This window comes from Saccharopolyspora sp. 6V, from assembly GCF_020176785.1.
Classification (GTDB): Bacteria; Actinomycetota; Actinomycetes; order Mycobacteriales; family Pseudonocardiaceae; genus Saccharopolyspora_C; species Saccharopolyspora_C gregorii.
In genome coordinates, this window is record NZ_JAIUKB010000023.1 from 78,865 (window position 1) to 98,434 (window position 19,570).

Genomic DNA, 19,570 nt, shown 5'->3' on the forward strand with positions numbered 1-19,570 from the left:
GTGCGGCGACCTCGACTACTGCCCGGCGGTCTGGTGCTCGCCTCCGCGTTCGCCCTCGCGCTCCCGCTGGCCGCGGCCGGCGCGCCGGACCCCCCGGCGCGACCTGACGACGGCGAGATCCAAACACAGCGCGACCGGGTCGGCGACCGGGCGGACCGCGTCGGCGAGCTCACCCAACGCCTCTCCGAAGCCGAGACCCGGCTGACCGAGCTGAGCGCGCGGGTGGAACTGGCGATGGAGGACGCCAACAAGGCGCGCGTCGACCTGGACCGCGCCGAACTCGCCCGCTCCCGCGCGGAGCAGACCGCGGCCGGCGCCCAGGGCCAGGCCAACGCGGCCGCCGACGAGGTGGAGCGCCAGCGCGCCCGGCTCGACGAGTTCGCGGCGGGCAGCTACCGGCAGGGCAGCAAGCTCGGCTCGCTCACCGCGTACGTGGGCGCCCGCGGGCCGGACGAGCTGCTGGAGCGCGCCGAACTCCTCGACACCGTCGGGCGCACCCAGCTCGACGTGCTCGACGACCTGGAGCGGTCCCGCATCGACCGGGTCAACAAGGACTCCCTCGCGCGCGAAGCCCTGCAGGAAGCGGCCGCGGCCCGCGCCACCGCCGCCGAGGCGAAGGGGCGCGCCGACACGGCGCAGCAGGCCGCGATCGCCGCCCGCGCCTCGCAGGCGAGCACCTCCGCGAGGCTGGAGGCCGAACGCTCCGGCGTCCAGCAGGAGCTCACCGCCGCCCGCGCCGCCGTGCGCGGGCTGGAATCCCAGCGCGACCGCTACGAGGAGTGGCTCAAGGCGAGCCAGGCGGCGCAGGCCCAGCAAGCGGCCGAGGCGCAGGCCGCCGCCGGGAACGCGCAGGGCAGCCCCGCGCCGGACTCCGACGACGACACCGAGGTCGCCACCGGTTCGGTGGAGACCGTCGTGCGGCGGGCGCTCTCCCAGCTCGGCATGCCCTACGCGTGGGGCGGCGGCAACTCCAGCGGCCCGACCCGCGGCATCCGCGACGGGGGAGTGGCCGACTCGTACGGCGATTACCAGAAGATCGGGTTCGACTGCTCCGGGCTGATGATCTACGCGTTCGCCGGGGCGGGCGTGCAGCTCGACCACTACAGCGGCTACCAGTACCAGTCCGGCACCCAGGTGCCGCTGTCCTCGATGCAGCGCGGGGACATGCTGTTCTGGCGCAGCGGGGGACGGGTGCACCACGTGGCGCTGTACTTGGGCGGTGGCCGGATGGTGGAGGCGCCGTACTCGGGTTCGAAGGTGCGGGTCACCTCGGTGCGGTACGCGGGCATCGCGCCCTACGCGGTCCGCCTCCTCTGATCGGTTCCGGCGGCGGTCGTGCCGGGTGGGTCCCCACCGGCACGGCCGCCGCCGTGCGTTCCGGGGTGGGGTGCCCGCGCCGCGGCGGCGGTGCTGCGGTAGGCATCGGGGCGTGGTGGACGAATTCGCGGCGGTGGTCCTCGCGGGCGGGAGCTCCCGCCGGCTCGGGGGAGTGGACAAGCTCGCGCTGAGCACCGGTGGCCGCACCTTGCTGGCGCACACCGCGCTGGCGGTGCGCGACGCCGACCCGGTGGTGGTGGACCTGCCGGGGCGGCCGGTGCCGGTGCCGGTGCGGTGGGCGCGGGAGGATCCGCCCGGGTCGGGTCCGCTCGCCGGGCTGCACGCGGGGCTGGGGGAGGTCCCGTTCGAGCGGGGCCTGGTCGCGGTGCTGGCCGCCGATCACCCGGGGCTCTCGGCCGGGACCGTGGCGCGGCTGCGCGCGGCGGCGGCGGAGTCCGGCGCGGTGCTGGTGGACGCGGACGGCGCGGTGCAGTGGCTGCTGGGCGTCTGGCCGGTCGCCGTGCTGCGCGCGGCGATGCCGGAGCAGGTTCGGGACCGGCCGGTGCGCGCGTTGTTCGGCGCGCTGCACCCGGCGCACGTCCCGGCGGTGGGGGCGGAGGCGGCCGACGTGGACACCCCGCAGGACCTGCACCGCCTGGGCTGAGCGCCCCGGGTCCCGCTGCGAGGGGCCCGGGTGGCGCCGCGCCCGAACGATCAGTGGGTGCGTGAGCGCAGGAGTGCGCGTCCGGATATTCATTGGATCGGTAGCTTCAGTGTCGACTGAAATCAATCCGGCCGCACGGCCTCGCCTTCCGCCGTCCGGCCGAGAACGGCCAGGAGGAGGGAGATCGCTTCACAGGGGCCACACCGCCGGTGCGGTTCACTGCGAACCTGGCCGGGTGCCCCCTCGCGCGACCGGGGCGCGCCCGTGCCAAGATCGCTGCGAAGTGCGCTCGGCGCGCGAGCGCCCACGTCCGCCGAGGCCCGGCGGCCCGGCACCGCGGCGAACGCCCGAAGCGACCAGGGAAGCGAACGAGAGGTGTCGAAGTGACCGAGGCCGGCGAGGGCGGGGCGGCGCCCGCGGACCAGGTGAGCACACCGGCCCGGGACGCGCAGTTGCTCGAACGCACCGTGTTCGAGGTCAAGCGGATCATCGTCGGGCAGGACCGGCTCGTCGAACGGGTCTTGGTCGGCCTGCTGGCCAAGGGCCACGTGCTGCTCGAAGGCGTGCCCGGCGTGGCCAAGACGCTCGCCGTGGAGACCTTCGCGAAGGTCGTCGGCGGCTCGTTCTCCCGGCTGCAGTTCACCCCCGACCTGGTGCCCGCCGACATCCTCGGCACCCGGATCTACCGGCAGGGCAGTGAGCGCTTCGACGTCGAGCTCGGCCCGGTGCTGGCGAACTTCGTGCTGGCCGACGAGATCAACCGCGCGCCCGCCAAGGTGCAGTCGGCGCTGCTGGAGGTCATGGCCGAGCGGCACGTGTCCATCGGTGGCGAGAGCTTCCCGATGCCGAAGCCGTTCCTGGTGCTGGCCACCCAGAACCCCATCGAGAACGAAGGCGTCTACCCGCTGCCGGAGGCGCAGCGGGACCGGTTCCTGTTCAAGCTGCAGGTCGAGTACCCCTCGGCCGAGGAGGAGCGGGAGATCGTCTACCGGATGGGCGTGGCGAGTCCCGAGCCGACGCCGGTGCTCGACGCCGACGAGCTGACCCGGCTGCAGGACGTCGCCGCGCAGGTGTTCGTGCACCACGCGCTGGTCGACTACGTGGTGCGGCTGGTGCTGGCGACGCGCACCCCGAACGACCACGGCCTGTCCGACATCGCCGGGTGGGTGTCCTACGGCGCCTCGCCGCGCGCGAGCCTCGGCATCGTCGCCGCGTCCCGTGCGCTGGCGCTGGTCCGCGGCCGCGACTACGTGCTCCCGCAGGACGTGGTGGACGTGGTGCCGGACGTGCTGCGGCACCGGCTGGTGCTGTCCTACGACGCGCTCGCCGACGGCATCCCGGTCGACCACATCGTCAACCGGGTGCTGCAGACCGTGCCGCTGCCGCAGGTCTCGGCGCGTCCGCAGGCGAACCCGCCGCAGGCGCAGCCCGGGTACGGGCAGGCGCCGGTCGGCCCGCCGCCGCAGTACTGACCCGCGGCCGCGCGCCCATGACCCACTCGACGAACGAGGAGCGATCAGCCGTGCCGGTGAGTTCCGCCCAGGCAGGTGCGGACCGCCCGTCCTGGGCCCCGCCGGAGCTGGAAGGGCCCCGGCTGCACGCCGCGCTGCGCTCGCTGGAGCTGACCGTGCGCGGCCGGCTCGACGGCCTGCTGCAGGGCAACCACCTCGGCCTGGTGCCCGGACCGGGCACCGAGCCGGGGGAGGCTCGGGTCTACCAGCCCGGCGACGACGTGCGGCGGATGGACTGGGCGGTCACCGCCCGCATGTCCGAACCGCACATCCGGCAGACCGTGGCCGACCGCGAGCTGGAGACCTGGGTGGCGATGGACCTGTCGCCGAGCCTCGACTTCGGTTCCGCGGCCTGCGACAAGCGGGAGCTGGCGATCGCCGCGCTGGCCGCGGTGACGCACCTGACCAGCGGTGGCGGCAACCGGATCGGGGCGGTCGTGGACAACGGCACCGGCCCGGTGCGGCTGCCCGCGCGCGGCGGGCTGGGGCATTCGCGCGGGTTGCTGCGCAAGGTCGCCGAGACGCCGCGGGCGGCGGAGGGCACCCGGGGCGATCTGCCGCGGCTGCTGGAGTCGTTGCGGCGTCCGCCGCGGCGGCGCGGGCTCGCGGTGGTGATCTCCGACTTCCTGGGTGAGCTGGACTGGCAGCGCGCGCTGCGCGGGCTCGGTGCCCGGCACTCGCTGCTCGCGGTCGAGGTGCTCGACCCGCGGGACCTGGAGCTGCCGGACGTCGGCACCGTGGTGCTGTCCGATCCCGAGACGGGGGAGCAGCGGGAAGTGCGCACGACACCGGTGCTGCGCAAGGAGTTCGCGGCCGCGGCCGCGGCGCACCGCGAGGAGGTCGCGGCGGCGCTGCGGCGAGCGGGCTGCGCGCACCTGGTGCTGCGAACGGATTCGGATTGGATCGCCGACGTGGTGCGGTTCGTGGTGGCCCGCAAGCGCGGATGGTCCGGAGGAACGGCGTGATGTTGAGCTTGTCGGGTTTCACCGCGCCGTGGTGGTTCCTGCTGCTGCTGGTGGTCGCCGCGCTCGTCGGCGGGTACGTGTGGGCGCAGCAGCGGGCGCGCAAGGAGGCGCTGCGGTTCAGCAACCTGGCGGTGCTGGACCGGGTGGCGCCGAAGCGGCAGGGCTGGCCCAAGCACGTGCCCGCCGCGCTGCTGGCCGTCGCGATGATCCTGCTGACCGTGGCGCTGTCCGGGCCGACCGCCGAGCAGCGCATCCCGCGGAACCGGGCGACGGTCATGCTCACCGTGGACGTGTCGCTGTCGATGATGGCCAAGGACGTCGAGCCGAGCCGCCTGGAGGCGGCGAAGATCGCGGCGAAGGAGTTCGCCGACAAGCTCACCCCCGGCATCAACCTCGGACTGGTGTCGTTCGCGGGCACCGCCACCGTGATGGTGATGCCCACGACGGACCGCACGGCGGTGAAGCAGGCCATCGACAACCTCTCGCTGTCGGAGGCCACCGCGACCGGTGACGGCATCAACGCGTCGATGTCGGCGATCGACTCCTTCGGCAAGATGGTCGGTGGCCCCGGTGGCGCGCCGCCCGCCCGGATCGTGCTGATGGCCGACGGCGGGCAGACCATCCCGCGCGACATGAACGCCCCGCGCGGTGCCTACACGAAGGCGGGGGAGGCGAAGAAGGCCGGCATCCCGATCACCACGATCTCGTTCGGCACCGATTACGGCACGATCGACATCGAAGGCCAGTCGCAGCCCGTGGAGGTCGACGACGAGGCGATGGAGGAGATCGCGGACCTCTCCGGCGGCGAGTTCCACAAGGCCGCCAGCGCCGAGCAGCTGCGCCGCGTCTACGACACGTTGGGCGAGCAGATCGGCTACGAGATCAAGCACACAGACGCCAGCAAGCCGTGGTCGGTGCTGGGTACGCTCACCGCGATCGTCGCGGCGGTGCTCTCGTTGCTGCTGGGGCGACGTCTGCCCTGACGCCGCAGAGCACGGGAGCCCGACGTGAGCAGTGCCGCCGGTGCGGTGGAGTTCCTCCGCGAGTTCGTGAAGTCCCCGACGACGACGGCCGCGGTGGGCCCCAGCTCCCGCCACTTGGCGCGGGACATGGTGGCACCGATCCCGGCCACCGGTGATCCGGTGGTGGTGGAGCTCGGACCCGGGACGGGCGCGTTCACCGAGGCGATCCAGCAGCGGCTCGGCGGCCGGGGCACGCACCTGGCGGTGGAGCTCAACCAGCGGTGGGCGGAGTCGTTGAGCGCCCGGTTCCCCGAGGTGGACGTGGAGTGCGCCGACGCCCGCGCGCTGCCGCGGCTGCTGGCGGAGCGGGGCGTGCGGGCCGACGTGGTGGTCAGCGGGCTGCCGTGGGCGGCGCACGCGCCGCAGGGCGGGGTGCCGCTGATCCGGCTGATCGCGGACTCGCTGACCGAGCAGGGGGCGTTCACGCAGTTCGCGTACACGTGGACGCGGTGGGCGGCTCCGGCGCGGCGGCAGCACGCCGACCTGCGCGCGACCTTCGAGGAGACGGTGCTGAGCCGCACGGTGTGGCGGAACGTGCCGCCCGCGCTGGTGTACCTGGCGCGGCGTCCTCGCTGATCTTCGAGGCGGATGCAGGCCGCGCGAGCGCGCAGGCGGTCAGTCCCGCGGCCTGCGCAGCAGGACGAGCCTGCCGAGCGGGCTGGCGACGATCTGCGGTTCGTCGAACCCGGCCGCGGTGCCCTCGGTGGCGAGGTCTTCGGCCGACACGCCGAACGCGACCCGCTGGCGGCGGTGGAACAGGCGGTCCAACGCACCGCGGGTGCCGGGGTCGTCCTGGGCGGGGAACAGTTCCTGGACCAGCAGCAGGCCACCGGGGCGCAGGGCGCGGCGGATGGCGGCGAGGGTGCCGGTGCGGGCTTCGGCGGGGAAGAACGCCTGAGCCCAATAGCAGACCTCGAAGGCGTCCGCGTCCGGCAGCTCCCGGGCGTCGGTGACGCGCACGTCGAGCCGGTCGGCGACCCCGGCGTCCGCGGCGCGGGCGGTGAGCTCGGCGGCGACGGCGGGGACGACCTCGACGCCGACGGCGCGCAGCCCGTCGTGCAGGGCGAGCTTGGTCAGCAGCGCGCCGCCGACGCCGCGGCCGACGTCGAGCAGCGGGCCGCCCCGCGCCAGGCGGTCCTGGTAGTCGGGCAGGGCCTGGTAGAGCACCTGGTAGAGCTGCCGTGCGCCGTCCTCGGGCCGCACGCCCCAGCCGCGGGCGAGCCGCAGCGCCTGCTCGCCGTCGAGGTCGTGCTGCCGCTCGGCGGGCAGGACGGCTCCTGCGACGCGGTCGCGGGCCAGGTCCGCGGCGTCGAGCACGGTCGGCACGTCGACGCCGGAGGCGCCCGCGAGCAGGGCGTCGAAGGCGGGGGTGAGCCGGAACGCGTCGTCCTGGTGCTGCACGACGCCCGCCGAGGTGAGGGCGGCCAGCACGTCCTCGGTCTGTTCGGCCGGGGTGCCCGTGGCCTCCGCCAGCCGGGCGGCGGTGGTCCCGTCCCGCAGCCGGTCGAGCCAGCCCGCGCGGTGCGCGGCGCGGAACAGTTCGAAGAGCTCCAGGCCTTCCGCCCAGCCCTGCACGGTGGCGCGCGCCGCGAGGGCGGATCGGAGTCCGTCGAGGCCGGACGCTCCGCTGTCGTGCACTGCCGCTCCTCGGGTCCGTTGGGCCGTTCCATGATCGACAGTACTCCGCCGGGGTGCGGTGGCGCGGTTGCGGGCGGTGCGGTCCGGTTCGCGGTGAATGCGACTCTTGTCCGGTGTTCGTGCTGGTCAAGGCGGTGTGGCTGATCGATCCGGTGGGGCTGGTCATGGTCGGTGGGCGTGTCCGCCGAGCCGTGCCCGGGTTACGTTCGTCCGATGGCGGATGAGGTGGTCTCGGGATTGGGTGAGATCCCGCTGCTCGTGGAGCTGGGGAGCGCGCTGCTGCTGTCCAGCCTGGTGGGGCTGGAACGCGAGGTGCGGGCCAAGAGCGCGGGGCTGCGCACGCACACCCTGGTCGGGGTGGGCGCGGCGCTGTTCATGCTGGTGTCGAAGTACGGCTTCGGGGACATGCTGGAGTTCGACCGGGTGTCGCTGGACCCGTCGCGGGTGGCCGCGCAGGTCGTGTCGGGCATCGGGTTCATCGGCGGCGGATTGATCTTCGTGCGGCGGGACGTGGTGCGGGGGCTGACCACGGCGGCGACGGTGTGGCTGGTCGCGGCGATCGGGATGGCCTGCGGTGGTGGCCTGGTGCTGCTGGCGTCGGCGACGACGCTGGTGCACTTCCTGGTGGCGGTGGGGTATCCGCGGCTGCTGCAGCTGCTGCGCGGGGTGCTCCGGGAGCCGCAGATCGTGCGGGTGGGCTACCTGGACGGGCACGGGGTGCTGCGCGAGGTGCTGACGCTGTGCACGAGCCGCGGGTTGAAGGTGCTGGACCTGCAGGTGGAGCGCGAGGACACCGACGACGAGGACCAGCGCACCGCCGTGGTCGCGGTCCGGCTGCAGGGCAAGCAGCCGGTGGCCGGGCTGGTCGAGGAGATCAACGGTTTCCCCGGGGTGCTGCACGCGGCGGTCGGTGACTCGGCGGAGGCGGGGATTTGAGCGTTCTGTCTGTCTTTCCACTTCGGTTGCGAGGCGGGTCGGGTGGCGGAACCTCAGCGGCTTCCTCGCTGCCCGCTTTTCGGTGCGGCCGCGATTTCTGATGTATGTCCAACACACGGCGACATCGCTGTCCTCGCGAGGAAGCCGCTGAGAACCCGCGGGTGGTCGTTCTGCGTAGGTGGTCGGCGGCTCAGCGGCTTCGCCGCTGACAGGAACAGACGAAAGTCCCGCGGGCAGGTTCGAAGGCAGCGGTGAGGTTCCGTTTCGCCCATCCCGCAAACGGGAGCGGGATCTATCCGTCGAGGGCTCGGCGGACCAGGGTGGCCAGGTGAACCGGTTCGACGTCGGTGGCCTGGCGGATCTGCAACCGGCAGCTGAAGCCGTCGGCGACGACCGAGGTGCCGGGTTCGGCGGCGCGCACCGCGGGCAGCAGGGCCTGCTCGGCGCAGTCCATCGACACCTCGTAGTGGCCGCGTTCGAAGCCGAAGTTCCCGGCGAGGCCGCAGCAGCCGGCGTCGAGGACCTCGGCGTCGGTCCCGGTGGCGGCGAGCGCGGCCCGGTCGGCGTCGAAGCCGAGCTCGGCGTACTGGTGGCAGTGCCGTTGCACGAGCGCTTTGCCGCCGCCCGTGCGCTGCCAGCGCTCGCGGGTGGGTTCGACGTGTTCGGCGAAGGTGCGGGTGGCCGCCGCGAGCGCCCGCACGTCCGGGTCGTGCGGGGCGAGTTCGAGGGCGTCGCCGCGCAGGAACGCGGTGCAGCTCGGTTCGAGCCCGATCACCGGCAGGCCGGCGTCGATCCGCGGGCGCAGCAGGCGCGCGGTGCGCTGCACGACGCGGCGGGCGGTGCCGAGCTGCCCGGTGGAGGCCCAGGTCAGCCCGCAGCACACCGGTTCGCGGGGGAGTTCGACGGTGTGGCCGAGGCGTTCGAGGGCGAGGACGGCGTCGCGGCCGATGTGCGGGTCGAAGTGGTCGGTGAAGGTGTCCGGGAACAGCAGCGCGGGGGCGCCGCCGGGGGTGCTCGGGTGTTCGCGGTGGGCCCACCAGGACCGCAGGCTGCGTCCGGCGAGCTTCGGCATCCGCCGCTCGGGCGCGATGCCGCCGAGGCGCTTGACCAGCGGTGCCGCCGGGCCGTCGAGCACCGCGTTGACCAGGCCGGGCGCGACCCGGCCGAGGGCGAGCCACAGCGGCAGGAAGCCCATCGAGTAGTGGGAGGCGGGCCGCGGCCGGTGCCGGTAGTGGTGGTGCAGGAACTCGGCCTTGTAGGTCGCCATGTCGACACCGACGGGGCAGTCGGTCTTGCAGCCCTTGCACGAGAGGCACAGGTCGAGCGCCTCGCGGACTTCGCGGGAGCGCCAGCCGCCGCGGATCAGCGAGCCGTTGAGCATCTCGAACAGCAGGTGGGCGCGGCCGCGGGTGGAGTGCTGCTCGTCCTTGGTGGCCCGGTAGCTGGGGCACATCACCCCGCCTGTGGTGTTCAGGCACTTGCCCATGCCGACGCAGCGCCTGCTGGCGGGCGCGAGGTCGCCGCCGTCGGCGTGCAGCGCCAGCTCGGTGCGGGTGGGGATGTTCGGCGGGGCGACCAGCAGCCGCAGGTCGGAGTCCACGGGCCGGGGCCGCACGATCTGGCCGGGGTTGAGCAGGTCGTCGGGGTCGAAGGCCGACTTGAACCGCTCGAACGCGCCGATGATCTCCGGCGGGTACATCCGGGACAGCAGCGCCGAGCGGGCCCGCCCGTCACCGTGCTCGCCGGAGACCGAACCGCCGTGGGCGACCACGAGGTCGGCCGCGGCCTCCAGGAACTCGCGGTAGCGGGCGGCGCCGGGGCCGTCGAGCAGGTCGAAGTCGACGCGCACGTGGATGCAGCCGTCGCCGTAGTGGCCGTAGGTGACGCCCTTGCGCCCGAACCGGGCCAGCAGCGCGTCGAACTCGCGCAGGTAGGCGCCGAGCCGTTCCGGCGGCACGGCGGCGTCCTCCCACCCGGACCAGCGCTCGGAGCCGTCGGCCATCCGGGTGGAGTAGCCGGAGCCCTCCTCGCGGATCTTCCACAGCGCGCCCATCCGGGCCGGGTCGGTGTGCACGACGGCTTCGGCGCGGTAGCCGATGGCGCGGCGGACGCGTTCGGCGGCGTTCTCGGCGTCGCGCCGGTCGGTGCCGCCGACCTCGACGAGCAGCCAGCTGCGGCCGCCGGGCAGCAGCCGCAGCGCGGCGGAGGACGGGTTGCGGGCGCGGACCACGTCGACGAGTTCGGCGCTGAGCCCTTCGATGGCGAGCGCGTCGAGCCCGCGCAGCCGGGTGACCTGGTCGGCGGCGGCGTAGCTGTCCTCGAACCCGAGCACGATCATGGCGCGCGCGGCGGGTGTCTCGACGAGTTCGACGGTGGCGCCGAGCAGCACCGCGCAGCCGCCTTCGGTGCCGGTCAGCGCGCGGGCCAGGTGGAACCCGTGCTCGGGCAGCAGCTGTTCGAGGTTGTAGCCGGAGACCCGCCGGGTGAGGTCGGGGAACGAGGCGCGCACCTGCTCGGCGGTGTCGTCGCGCAGCGCCCGCAGCTGCTGGTAGAGCAGCCCGGTGCGGTCCTCGCGGGCGCACAGCGCGTCGAGCTCGGCGGGGGAGGTCTCCCCGACGGTGAGCCGGGTGCCGTCGGAGAGCAGCACGTCCAGCGAGCGCACGTTGTCGACGGTCTTGCCCCAGGCCACCGAGTGGGTGCCGCAGGAGTTGTTGCCGATCATGCCGCCGAGGGTGCAGCGGCTGTGCGTGGACGGATCGGGCCCGAACGCGAGCCCGTGCGGCTTCACCGCGGCCTGCAGGACGTCGAGCACCACGCCCGGTTCCACGGTGGCCAGCCGCCGCTCGGGGTCGACGTCGAGGATGCGGTTGAAGTGCCGGGAGAAGTCCAGCACCAGTCCGGGCCCGCAGGCGTTGCCCGCGATGCTGGTGCCCGCGCCGCGGCCGGTGATCGGCACCCCGCGTTCGCGGGCGACGGCGACCGCGGCGGCCACGTCCCCGGCGTGGCGGGGGTGCACGACGCCGAGCGGCACCTGCCGGTAGTTGGAGGCGTCGGTGGAGTACAGGGCGCGGGTGCCCGGGTCGAACCGGGCGGGTCCGTCGAGCACGTCGCGCAGCGCTGCGGCGAGTTCGGCGGGGTCGGGCTGGGGCGCGGTGGTGGTCGCGGCGGTCGTGGTCAAGCGGGAACTCCTGTCCTGGCCGTGGGCAGGTGCGGTCGGGGATCGCGGTCCGGGATCGCGGCTGTACGCACCGTAGGTCTTCGCGGGGCCGGAAGGCGGTGTCCACTGTCGGCGCGCCACCGCTCTGGCGATCGATTTCTGTTCGGAGCGGATGGGAGGCCGGTACCGGTGAACCGATAATGTCGCGGCTGTTCAGGTGAACGGACTCGGCCGTCGAGGCGCGGGCGTTCACCGCGCAGGGCTTTTCGGGAGGAGATCCACAGTGGGACGGTCCGTTCTGGTGACCGGAGGCAACCGCGGCATCGGGTTGGCCATCGCCCGCGCGTTCCAGGCGGCGGGCGACGAGGTGGCGGTCACCCACCGCGGCTCGGGCGCTCCGGACGGGCTGCGCGGCGTGCAGTGCGACGTCACCGACGCCGAGCAGGTCTCGGCGGCCTTCGACGAGGTGGAGGCCGCGCAGGGCCGCGTCGAGGTGCTGGTGTCCAACGCCGGGATCACCGACGACGGGCTGCTGCTGCGCATGGGGGAGGAGCAGTTCGGCCGGGTGCTGGACGCGAACCTCGCCGGTTCGTACCGGGTGGCGAAGCGGGCGGCGAGCAGCATGCTGCGGCTCAAGCGCGGCCGGATGGTGTTCGTGTCCTCCGTGGTGGGTCTTTCCGGCGGGGCCGGTCAGGCGAACTACGCGGCGAGCAAGGCGGGTCTGGTCGGCCTGGCGCGCTCCATCGCCCGCGAGTTGGGGTCGCGGTCGATCACCGCGAACGTGGTCGCCCCCGGGTTCGTCACCACCGACATGACCGACGCGCTCTCCGAGGAGCGCAAGAAGGAGATCTTCGCCCAGGTGCCGCTGGCCCGGTTCGCGGAACCGGAGGAGGTCGCGAGCACGGTGGCGTGGCTGGCCTCGGACGCGGCCGCCTACGTCACCGGCGCCGTGATCCCGGTCGACGGCGGCCTGGGCATGGGGCACTGAGCGGGTTCCGGCCCGGTTTTCCACCGGCCCGCCGCGTGGCGGGCCCAAGCAAGCACAGCGGAGGAAGTTCGTGAGCGGATTGCTCGAAGGCAAGCGCATCCTGATCACCGGCGTGATCACCGACGCGTCGATCGCGTTCCACGCGGCCAAGATGGCGCAGGAGCAGGGCGCGGAAGTGGTGCTCACCGGGTTCGGCCGGATGAGCCTGGTGGAGCGCATCGCGGGCCGGTTGCCGAAGCCCGCGCCGGTGCTGGAGCTGGACGTGACCAACGCCGAGCACCGCGACAGCCTGGCCGACCGGGTGCGCGAGCACGTCGACGGCCTCGACGGCGTGCTTCACTCGATCGGGTTCGCGCCGGCGTCCTGCCTCGGCGGTGACTTCCTGGACGCGCCGTGGGAGGACGTGTCCACGGCGGTGGAGATCTCGGCGTACTCGCTGAAGTCGCTGACCACCGCGACGCTGCCGCTGCTGTCGGCGGGTTCGTCGATCGTGGGCATGGACTTCGACGCGCGCGTCGCCTGGCCGGCCTACGACTGGATGGGCGTGGCGAAGGCGGCGCTGGAGTCGACCAGCCGCTACCTGGCCCGCGAGCTCGGTCCGCGGGGCATCCGGGTGAACCTGGTGTCGGCGGGCCCGGTGCGCACGATGGCCGCGAAGTCCATCCCCGGCTTCTCCGGGTTGGAGGAGACCTGGGGCGAGCGGGCTCCGCTGGGCTGGGACGTCAACGACCCGACCCCGGTGGCGCAGTCGATCTGCGCGGTGCTGTCGGACTGGCTGCCCAAGACCACCGGCTCCATGATCATGGTGGACGGCGGGTTCTCCGCGCTCGGCGCGTGATCTCCCGTGGGGGGGGGGGGGGGCGGCGCCCCCGCCCCCCCCCCCCCCCCCCCCGCCCGCGGGGGCGGGGGGGGCGCCCGGGGGGGGGGGGTGGGGGGGGTGGGGGGGGGGGGCCCCCCCCCCCCCCCCCCCCCCACCCCCCCGTGAGCGGCCCGTTCGGCGGCGGGCCATCATGGTCGGGTGAGTTTCGATGCGCTGCTGTTCCTGTCGTTCGGTGGACCGGAGGGCCCGGAGGACGTCCGGCCGTTCCTGGAGAACGTCACCCGGGGCAGAGGCGTGCCGCCGGAGCGGCTCGACGAGGTCGCCGAGCACTACCACCACTTCGACGGGGTCTCGCCGATCAACCGGCTCAACCGCGAGATCATGGCCGGGTTGCAGGAGCAGCTGCGCGCCGAGGGCCGCGACCTGCCGGTGTACTGGGGCAACCGCAACTGGCACCCGATGATCGAGGACACCGTGGCGCGGATGGCCGAGGACGGCGTGCGCAACGCGCTGGTGTTCGCCACCTCCGCGTGGGGTGGCTACTCGGGTTGCAAGCAGTACCACGAGGACATCGCCCGGGCCCGCGACGCGGTGGGGGAGCAGGCCCCGGACCTGGTGAAGCTGCGCCAGTTCTTCGACCACCCGCTGTTCGTGGCGGCAAACGCCGACGCGGTCCGCCGCGCCTACGCCGAGCTCGGCGATCCGCAGGCCCGGCTGGTGTTCACCGCGCACTCGGTGCCGGTGCGCGCCGATTCGATGCCCGGCCCGGACGGCCGCCCCGAGTGGTACTCCCGGCAGGTCGCCGAGTGCGCCCGGCTCGTCGCCGAGGAGGCCGGGGTGGAGGCCTACGACGTGGTGTGGCAGTCCCGGTCCGGCCCGCCGCAGGTGCCGTGGCTGGAGCCGGACGTGGTGGACCACGTCGAGGACCTGCACGCCAAGGGCGTCGCCTCGGTGGTGGTGAGCCCGATCGGGTTCGTCTCCGACCACCTCGAAGTGATCTGGGATCTGGACAACGAGGCCGCGGAGAAGGCCGCCGAGCTCGGCATGGGCTTCGTGCGGGCCGGGACCGCCGGGGACGATCCGCGGTTCGCGAAGATGATCGTGGAGCTGATCTCCGAGCACGTGGACGAGGTGCGGCCGCGGAAGCTGTCGCTGATGCCCGCCGCCGGCTGCGGTCGCAACGGCGAGGTGTGCGCGCCGGGCTGCTGCTCGCCGTCCTGACGTTCGTCGCTCGCGGGGCCGCGGTGGTCGTGGGACCGCCGCGGCCCTCGTGCGTCCGGGCTCAGTCCCGGCCGGGGGCGCCGATGGCGAGGAAGATGCGGGTGCAGTGCTCGACCAGGTCGTCGCGGTCGATGCGCAACGCCCCGTCCAGCCAGGCGGTGAGGGTCTGGGCGAGGCCGCCGACGGCGAACTGGCTGAGCACGTCCAGGTCGGCGCTGTCGCCCAGCCCGTAGAAGTCCTTGGCCTGGCCGCCGAGCAGTCCGACGAACAGCAGTGTGGAGCGCTGCCTGCGTTCGGCGAGCACGGCGCCCGCGCGGGTGGAGAACAGCAGTCGCCCGCGCCGCGGGTCGTCGCCGACGACGCCGATGACGGTGCCGAGCCCGGCCCGCACCTTGGCCGCCGCGTCGTGCGGGGCGGCCGCGACGGCGGCCAGCGCGCCGGTGGCGAGGTCGTCGATGACCTGGTCGTAGACGGCGGCGGTGAGCTCCTCGCGGTCGGCGAAGCTCTCGTAGAAGTAGCGGGCGGCGAGCCCGGCCCGCTTGCACACGCCGCGCACCGAGAGGGTGGCGTCGGCGTCGGGTGCGCCGATCAGGTCCAGGCCCGCTTCGAGGAACCGGACGCGCCGCTCGGCCTTGCGGTGGTCGCCATCGACACCGCCGTACACCCGCAGGGAAGACGGCTCCATGCCGCCCATCTTGGCATCTCGCGGGCCGGGTCCGGGCGGGTCTTGACAGTGGGGGGAACTGATCGGTTCCATATCTGCTAACGGGTGTGAGCAGAGTTCGCCGGGCGGGGCCGCCCGCACTGCCACCCGCTAGCGGAGGAGAGGGACCGATGACAGCTCCCACCGGATCACGCGTGCGCGAGGACGAACTGGTCGTCGGCGCCGGCCTGCTCGCCGGCGGCGCCAACGTGATCATGCAGCTGGCCCGGCCGGGCGTCGGCTACGGCGTCGTCGAGAGCAAGGTCGACAGCGGCAACATCTTCAAGCACCCCGTCAAGCGCACCCGCACCACGCTGACCTACCTCGCGGTCGCCACCATGGGCACCGACGAGGAACGCGCCCTGTTCCGGCGCGCCACCAACCGCTCCCACGCCCAGGTGCGCTCCACCTCGACCAGCCCGGTGTCCTACAACGCCTTCGACAAGAACCTGCAGCTGTGGGTGGCGGCCTGCCTCTACCGCGGCATCGAGGACGTCCACCGGATCTTCGTCGGGGAGCTCACCGACGCCGAGATCGACGAGCTCTACCGGCGCTCCGCCACCCTCGGCACCACCCTGCAGGTCACCGACGACATGTGGCCCGCCGACCGCGCCGCCTTCGAGGAGTACTGGAACGACGCGCTCGACCAGGTCCACGTCGACGACACCGTGCGCGCCTACCTGCACCAGATCGCGGTGCTCGGTTTCATGCCGCGCTACGTCCGCGCGCCGCTGGGCCGGTTCAACCGGTTCATCACCACCGGCTTCCTGCCGCAGCGGTTCCGCGACGAGATGCGGCTGCCCTGGACCGACCGCGACCAGCGCCGCTTCGACCGGCTCACCCGCGTCATGGGTGCGGTCATCCGGCGGCTGCCCCCGGTGCTGCGCAAGTTCCCGTTCAACTACTACCTGTGGGACGTGCGGCGCCGGATCGGGGCGGGTGCTCCGCTGGTGTGAGTCAGTGCTTGCCGGCGCTGTCGGCCAGCACCCGCACCATCTCCGCGATCGAGGCGCGCCGGGCCGCCCGGACCGAGTCGAACAGCGGCCGCAGGGCCTCCGTGCGCGCCCGCGTCGCGGACGCCGACAGCGCTCCGCCCGGGGCGTCGTCGGTGGCCACCCACAGGATCGCCTCCACCTCGGAGGCGCGCTGCAGGATCCGCAGCGGCCGCTGCGGCACGTCCTCCGGCCACGGCGGCTTCGGGCGGTCGGCCACCGTCGAGGCGATCTCGTCGCGCACGCCGGGGCGGTGCTTGGCGATGTCCAGGTCGATCAGCGTGCTCGCGGCCTCCCGCATCGCCGAGGACATGCCGTGCTCGGCCTCCCCGATCGCCAGGTGCTCGGCGGGCGGCAGCTCCCCGACGGCGAACACCGTCCAGTGCAGGATGCCCTCGGCGACCGGCTCGGGCACCAGGCCCAGCCCGGCCTCCGGCAGCACCGCCGCTTCACCGCGGCGCAACGCCTGCTTGGAGAACGGGCTCGCCGAACCCAGGCCCCGCACGTCACCGGGGACCGGCAGCGCCAGCTCCCCAGCGGTGGCACCGGCCTTGCGCAGCGCCGCCAGCAGCAGCGCCGGACCGGCCGGGGTGTCCTGCGGGCCCGGCAGTTCCAACCGGGCGGCGAGTTCGTCGTCGGCGGCGCGCACTTCCTGCGATTCGCCCCAGACCTGCAGAGCGTCGAGCACGTCGTCCGCGGCGGTCGCACCGTGCAACCACGCGGACGTCCAGACGACCATCGTTGCGCTTGGGCATGGCACGTCGAGAGAGAGTACGTATCCCGTCCGCGCGCATCAGCCCGGGGGCCGCGCGGTGTGGGCCTCGTCGCGGGCGGCGTGCCGCGACCGCGGCGTCCGCGACGGTGCATAGGATCTTCGCGTGCGTTCGGTCAACTACGGCAACGACGTCCTGTCCTCCGGTCGCAAGCGCCGCGAGATCCCCGAGGTCCCCGCCGAGCCCGGGCTCGTGGTCGAGGACCCGGCCAGCGGCTTCTGCGGCGCGGTGGTGCGCGTGGAGAAGGGCAACGCGGTGCTGGAGGACCGGCGCGGCGCCCACCGGCTGTTCCCGATGCGGCCCGCCGCGTTCCTGCTGGAGGGGCGCCCGGTCACCCTCGTCCCGGTGCCCGCCACCGACCCAGCCGCGACCCGCACCTCCGCGTCCGGGTCGGTGCACGTCGACGGGCTGCGCGCCCGGGAGGCTCGGGGCAGCCGCATCTGGGTGGAAGGCCTGCACGACGCCGAGCTCGTCGAACGCGTCTGGGGCCACGACCTGCGCGTCGAAGGCGTCGTGGTGGAGCCGCTGCACGGCGTGGACGACCTGCCCGGGTTGCTCGGCGAGTTCCGCCCCCGCGCCGGTCACCGGGTCGGGGTGCTGGTGGACCACCTCGTCGAGGGCAGCAAGGAGTCCCGGCTCGTCGCCGGGATCGACGACCCGCACGTGCTCATCACCGGACACCCCTTCGTCGACGTGTGGGAGGCGGTCAAACCCGCGTCCCTGGGCATCGCGGCCTGGCCGCGGGTGCCGCGCGGGCAGGACTGGAAGGAAGGCGTCTGCGCCGAGCTGGGCTGGGGCGAACCGGCCGAGGGCTGGCGCCGCGTGCTCGGCGCGGTCGAGGGCTTCCGCGACCTGGAGGCCCCGCTGATCGGCGCCGTCGAGCGGCTGATCGACTTCGTCACCGAATCCTGACCCCGTTCCGGGCCTGCCCGGGCGTCCACGGTGGAACGCCGGCCCCCCACCACCCGAGCACCGCGAGCCGGTCACGTTGGCCGAAATAACCCCACAGAACGCTTGTGCTCTGCCACGATGGGTGCATGGCCCCCGTCGTGTGGTTGATCATCGGTGTGATCCTGGTGGCGGCCGAGGTGCTGTCCGGGGAGTTCGTCCTCGTGATGCTCGGCCTCGCCGCGCTGGGGACCGCGCTGGTGGTCCTGGCCGGAGCGCCGACGTGGCTGGCGGCCGTGGTGTTCGCCGCGCTGGCCGGGGGACTGGTGCTGGGGGCGCGTCCGGCGTTGAAGCGCCGCTTCCTCGCCGGCCGCGAGCTGAAGACCAACGTGGACGCCCTGGTCGGCAAGCACGCCGTCGTGGTCGCCACCGTCGACCACCAGGGCGGCCGGGTCCGCATCGACGGGGACGTGTGGTCGGCCCGCGCGTGCGCTGAGGCCGACGTCTTCGAAGCCGATTCAACGGTGCTGGTCACGGAGATCTCCGGGGCCACCGCCATCGTCGCGGCACAACCGTGAACTGGAGGGTGCAGTGGAATTGATCGTGCTGGCGGTGGTGGTGCTGCTGGTGATCGTGGTGGTGGCCAAGTCCGTCCTCGTGGTGCCGCAGGCGCAGGCCTCGGTGGTCGAACGGCTGGGCCGGTTCCGCACCGTCGCCGCGCCCGGGCTGAACTTCCTGATGCCGTTCCTGGACCGGGTGCGGGCGAAGATCGACCTGCGCGAGCAGGTGGTCTCCTTCCCGCCGCAGCCGGTGATCACCCAGGACAACCTGACGGTGTCGATCGACACCGTGGTGTACTTCCAGGTCACCGACTCGCGTTCGGCGGTCTACGAGATCTCCAACTACATCGTCGGTGTGGAGCAGCTGACCACGACGACGCTGCGCAACGTGGTCGGCGGCATGAGCCTGGAGGAGACGCTGACCTCCCGGGACCAGATCAACACGCAGCTGCGCGGCGTGCTGGACCAGGAGACCGGGCGCTGGGGCATCCGCGTGGCGCGGGTCGAGCTCAAGGCGATCGACCCGCCGCCGTCCATCAAGGACTCGATGGAGAAGCAGATGCGCGCCGACCGGGAGAAGCGCGCGATGATCCTGAACGCGGAGGGCGCGCGCGAGTCCGCCATCAAGACCGCGGAAGGCCAGAAGCAGTCCCAGATCCTCGCGGCCGAGGGCGCGAAGCAGGCGTCGATCCTGGACGCGGAGGGCGAGCGCCAGTCCAGCATCCTGCGCGCCCAGGGTGAGCGGGCCAGCCGCTACCTGCAGGCGCAGGGCCAGGCGAAGGCGATCGAGAAGGTCTTCGCCGCGGTGAAGCGGGGCAAGCCCACGCCGGAGCTGCTGGCCTACCAGTACCTGCAGACCCTGCCGCAGATGGCGCAGGGCGACGCGAACAAGGTGTGGGTGGTGCCCAGCGACTTCAACAAGTCCTTGGAGGGCTTCGCCCGGATGCTCGGTGCGCCCGGCGAGGACGGGACGTTCCGCTACGAGCCCCCGAAGGAGGAGCCGCCGGCGGGCAGCCCGGAGGACGAGGAGGAGTCGGTGGCCGCGTGGTTCGACACCTCGTCGAACCCGGAGGTCGCCGAGGCCGTGCGCGCCGCGGAGGAGGTGGCACGCAAGGAGGTGCCGAGCGCCGCGGCGGGGATGCCCTCCGGTGGTGCCGCGTTGTCGGGTCCGAAGGCCACGCAGGCGCTGGGGGAGACCGGGGCGCTCGGCGAGCCCCCGGTGGGTGGCGGTTCCCCGGCCTGATCGGGTTCTGACCCGGGCAGAGGCCCGGAAACGAGCGAAGTGGGGGGGGGGGGGGCCCGCCCCCGGGGGGGGGGGGGGGGGGTTTTTGGTTGGGGGGGGGGGGGGGGGGCGGAAAAAAAAAGAATTATAATAAAAAAAAAAAACAACACAAAAAAAAGGGGGGGGTGGCGAG

General features: G+C 73.4%; 18 protein-coding genes. 14 read left to right on the forward strand and 4 right to left on the reverse strand.

The features are described 5' to 3' along the window. The 6 genes from LCD35_RS05175 (at position 1) to LCD35_RS05200 (ending at position 6,055) form a co-directional block, all read left to right on the forward strand. Positions 1 to 1,317: an NlpC/P60 family protein gene (locus tag LCD35_RS05175; protein WP_224957428.1), complete on the forward strand. Its 1,317-nt coding sequence runs from the start codon at positions 1 to 3 to the stop codon at positions 1,315 to 1,317. Positions 1,318 to 1,429: 112 nt separating this feature from the next. After that, entirely contained in the window at positions 1,430 to 1,981 is a 552-nt protein-coding gene (locus tag LCD35_RS05180; RefSeq protein WP_225043784.1) for a molybdenum cofactor guanylyltransferase, read from the forward strand. 383 nt (positions 1,982 to 2,364) lie between these two features. After that, positions 2,365 to 3,453, forward strand: a complete 1,089-nt coding sequence (locus LCD35_RS05185) for a MoxR family ATPase (protein ID WP_224957430.1) — start codon at positions 2,365 to 2,367, stop codon at positions 3,451 to 3,453. Positions 3,454 to 3,503: 50 nt separating this feature from the next. Then, positions 3,504 to 4,457, forward strand: coding sequence for a DUF58 domain-containing protein (locus tag LCD35_RS05190; protein WP_224966129.1), 954 nt, complete (start codon positions 3,504 to 3,506; stop codon positions 4,455 to 4,457). Positions 4,458 to 4,459: 2 nt separating this feature from the next. Continuing rightward, complete coding sequence (locus tag LCD35_RS05195; protein WP_224957467.1) at positions 4,460 to 5,440, forward strand: VWA domain-containing protein; 981 nt, start codon at positions 4,460 to 4,462, stop codon at positions 5,438 to 5,440. A 24-nt stretch (positions 5,441 to 5,464) separates the two neighbouring features. Beyond that, on the forward strand, positions 5,465 to 6,055 hold the full coding sequence (locus tag LCD35_RS05200) for a class I SAM-dependent methyltransferase (RefSeq protein WP_224957432.1): 591 nt from the start codon (positions 5,465 to 5,467) through the stop codon (positions 6,053 to 6,055). 39 nt (positions 6,056 to 6,094) lie between these two features. Here LCD35_RS05200 and LCD35_RS30390 read toward each other — a convergent pair whose 3' ends face one another. Beyond that, the gene (locus LCD35_RS30390; RefSeq protein WP_225043785.1) at positions 6,095 to 7,117 is read right to left on the reverse strand and encodes a cyclopropane-fatty-acyl-phospholipid synthase family protein; all 1,023 of its coding nucleotides are present in this window, start codon (positions 7,115 to 7,117) and stop codon (positions 6,095 to 6,097) included. A gap of 213 nt (positions 7,118 to 7,330) precedes the next feature. Here LCD35_RS30390 and LCD35_RS05210 point away from each other — a divergent pair, with 213 nt between their 5' ends. Then, positions 7,331 to 8,053 (forward strand): MgtC/SapB family protein, encoded by a 723-nt coding sequence (locus LCD35_RS05210; RefSeq protein WP_224957436.1) that lies wholly within the window; start codon positions 7,331 to 7,333, stop codon positions 8,051 to 8,053. 292 nt (positions 8,054 to 8,345) lie between these two features. Here LCD35_RS05210 and LCD35_RS05215 read toward each other — a convergent pair whose 3' ends face one another. Next, positions 8,346 to 11,231, reverse strand: coding sequence for an FAD-binding and (Fe-S)-binding domain-containing protein (locus LCD35_RS05215; RefSeq protein ID WP_224957438.1), 2,886 nt, complete (start codon positions 11,229 to 11,231; stop codon positions 8,346 to 8,348). 262 nt (positions 11,232 to 11,493) lie between these two features. Between LCD35_RS05215 and fabG the strand changes: the two genes are divergently transcribed. The 3 genes from fabG to LCD35_RS05230 all read left to right on the forward strand — a co-directional run bounded on the left by fabG (position 11,494) and on the right by LCD35_RS05230 (position 14,239). Then, positions 11,494 to 12,198 (forward strand): 3-oxoacyl-ACP reductase FabG, encoded by a 705-nt coding sequence (fabG, locus tag LCD35_RS05220; RefSeq protein WP_224957440.1) that lies wholly within the window; start codon positions 11,494 to 11,496, stop codon positions 12,196 to 12,198. A 70-nt stretch (positions 12,199 to 12,268) separates the two neighbouring features. After that, positions 12,269 to 13,036 carry an enoyl-ACP reductase FabI gene (gene fabI / locus LCD35_RS05225; RefSeq protein WP_224957442.1) on the forward strand — a complete coding sequence of 256 codons (768 nt, stop codon included), beginning with the start codon at positions 12,269 to 12,271 and terminating at the stop codon, positions 13,034 to 13,036. A gap of 180 nt (positions 13,037 to 13,216) precedes the next feature. Then, entirely contained in the window at positions 13,217 to 14,239 is a 1,023-nt protein-coding gene (locus LCD35_RS05230) for a ferrochelatase (RefSeq protein ID WP_224966125.1), read from the forward strand. Between the two features lie 61 nt (positions 14,240 to 14,300). On the opposite strand, the gene LCD35_RS05235 is transcribed toward LCD35_RS05230, so the two are convergent. Next, entirely contained in the window at positions 14,301 to 14,924 is a 624-nt protein-coding gene (locus LCD35_RS05235; protein WP_225043786.1) for a TetR/AcrR family transcriptional regulator, read from the reverse strand. 149 nt (positions 14,925 to 15,073) lie between these two features. Between LCD35_RS05235 and LCD35_RS05240 the strand changes: the two genes are divergently transcribed. Further along, a complete protein-coding gene (locus tag LCD35_RS05240; protein ID WP_224966124.1) occupies positions 15,074 to 15,898 on the forward strand; it encodes an oxygenase MpaB family protein in 825 nt (274 codons plus the stop codon). Position 15,899: 1 nt separating this feature from the next. Here the strand turns inward: LCD35_RS05240 and LCD35_RS05245 are convergent, their stop codons facing one another. Next, entirely contained in the window at positions 15,900 to 16,673 is a 774-nt protein-coding gene (locus LCD35_RS05245; protein ID WP_224957450.1) for a hypothetical protein, read from the reverse strand. Between the two features lie 139 nt (positions 16,674 to 16,812). Here LCD35_RS05245 and LCD35_RS05250 point away from each other — a divergent pair, with 139 nt between their 5' ends. The 3 genes from LCD35_RS05250 to LCD35_RS05260 all read left to right on the forward strand — a co-directional run bounded on the left by LCD35_RS05250 (position 16,813) and on the right by LCD35_RS05260 (position 19,398). After that, positions 16,813 to 17,619 (forward strand): DUF3097 domain-containing protein, encoded by an 807-nt coding sequence (locus LCD35_RS05250; RefSeq protein WP_224957452.1) that lies wholly within the window; start codon positions 16,813 to 16,815, stop codon positions 17,617 to 17,619. 125 nt (positions 17,620 to 17,744) lie between these two features. Further along, entirely contained in the window at positions 17,745 to 18,173 is a 429-nt protein-coding gene (locus LCD35_RS05255) for an NfeD family protein (RefSeq protein WP_224966122.1), read from the forward strand. A 13-nt stretch (positions 18,174 to 18,186) separates the two neighbouring features. Then, complete coding sequence (locus LCD35_RS05260) at positions 18,187 to 19,398, forward strand: SPFH domain-containing protein (protein WP_224957455.1); 1,212 nt, start codon at positions 18,187 to 18,189, stop codon at positions 19,396 to 19,398. The last annotated feature ends 172 nt before the right edge of the window (positions 19,399 to 19,570 follow it).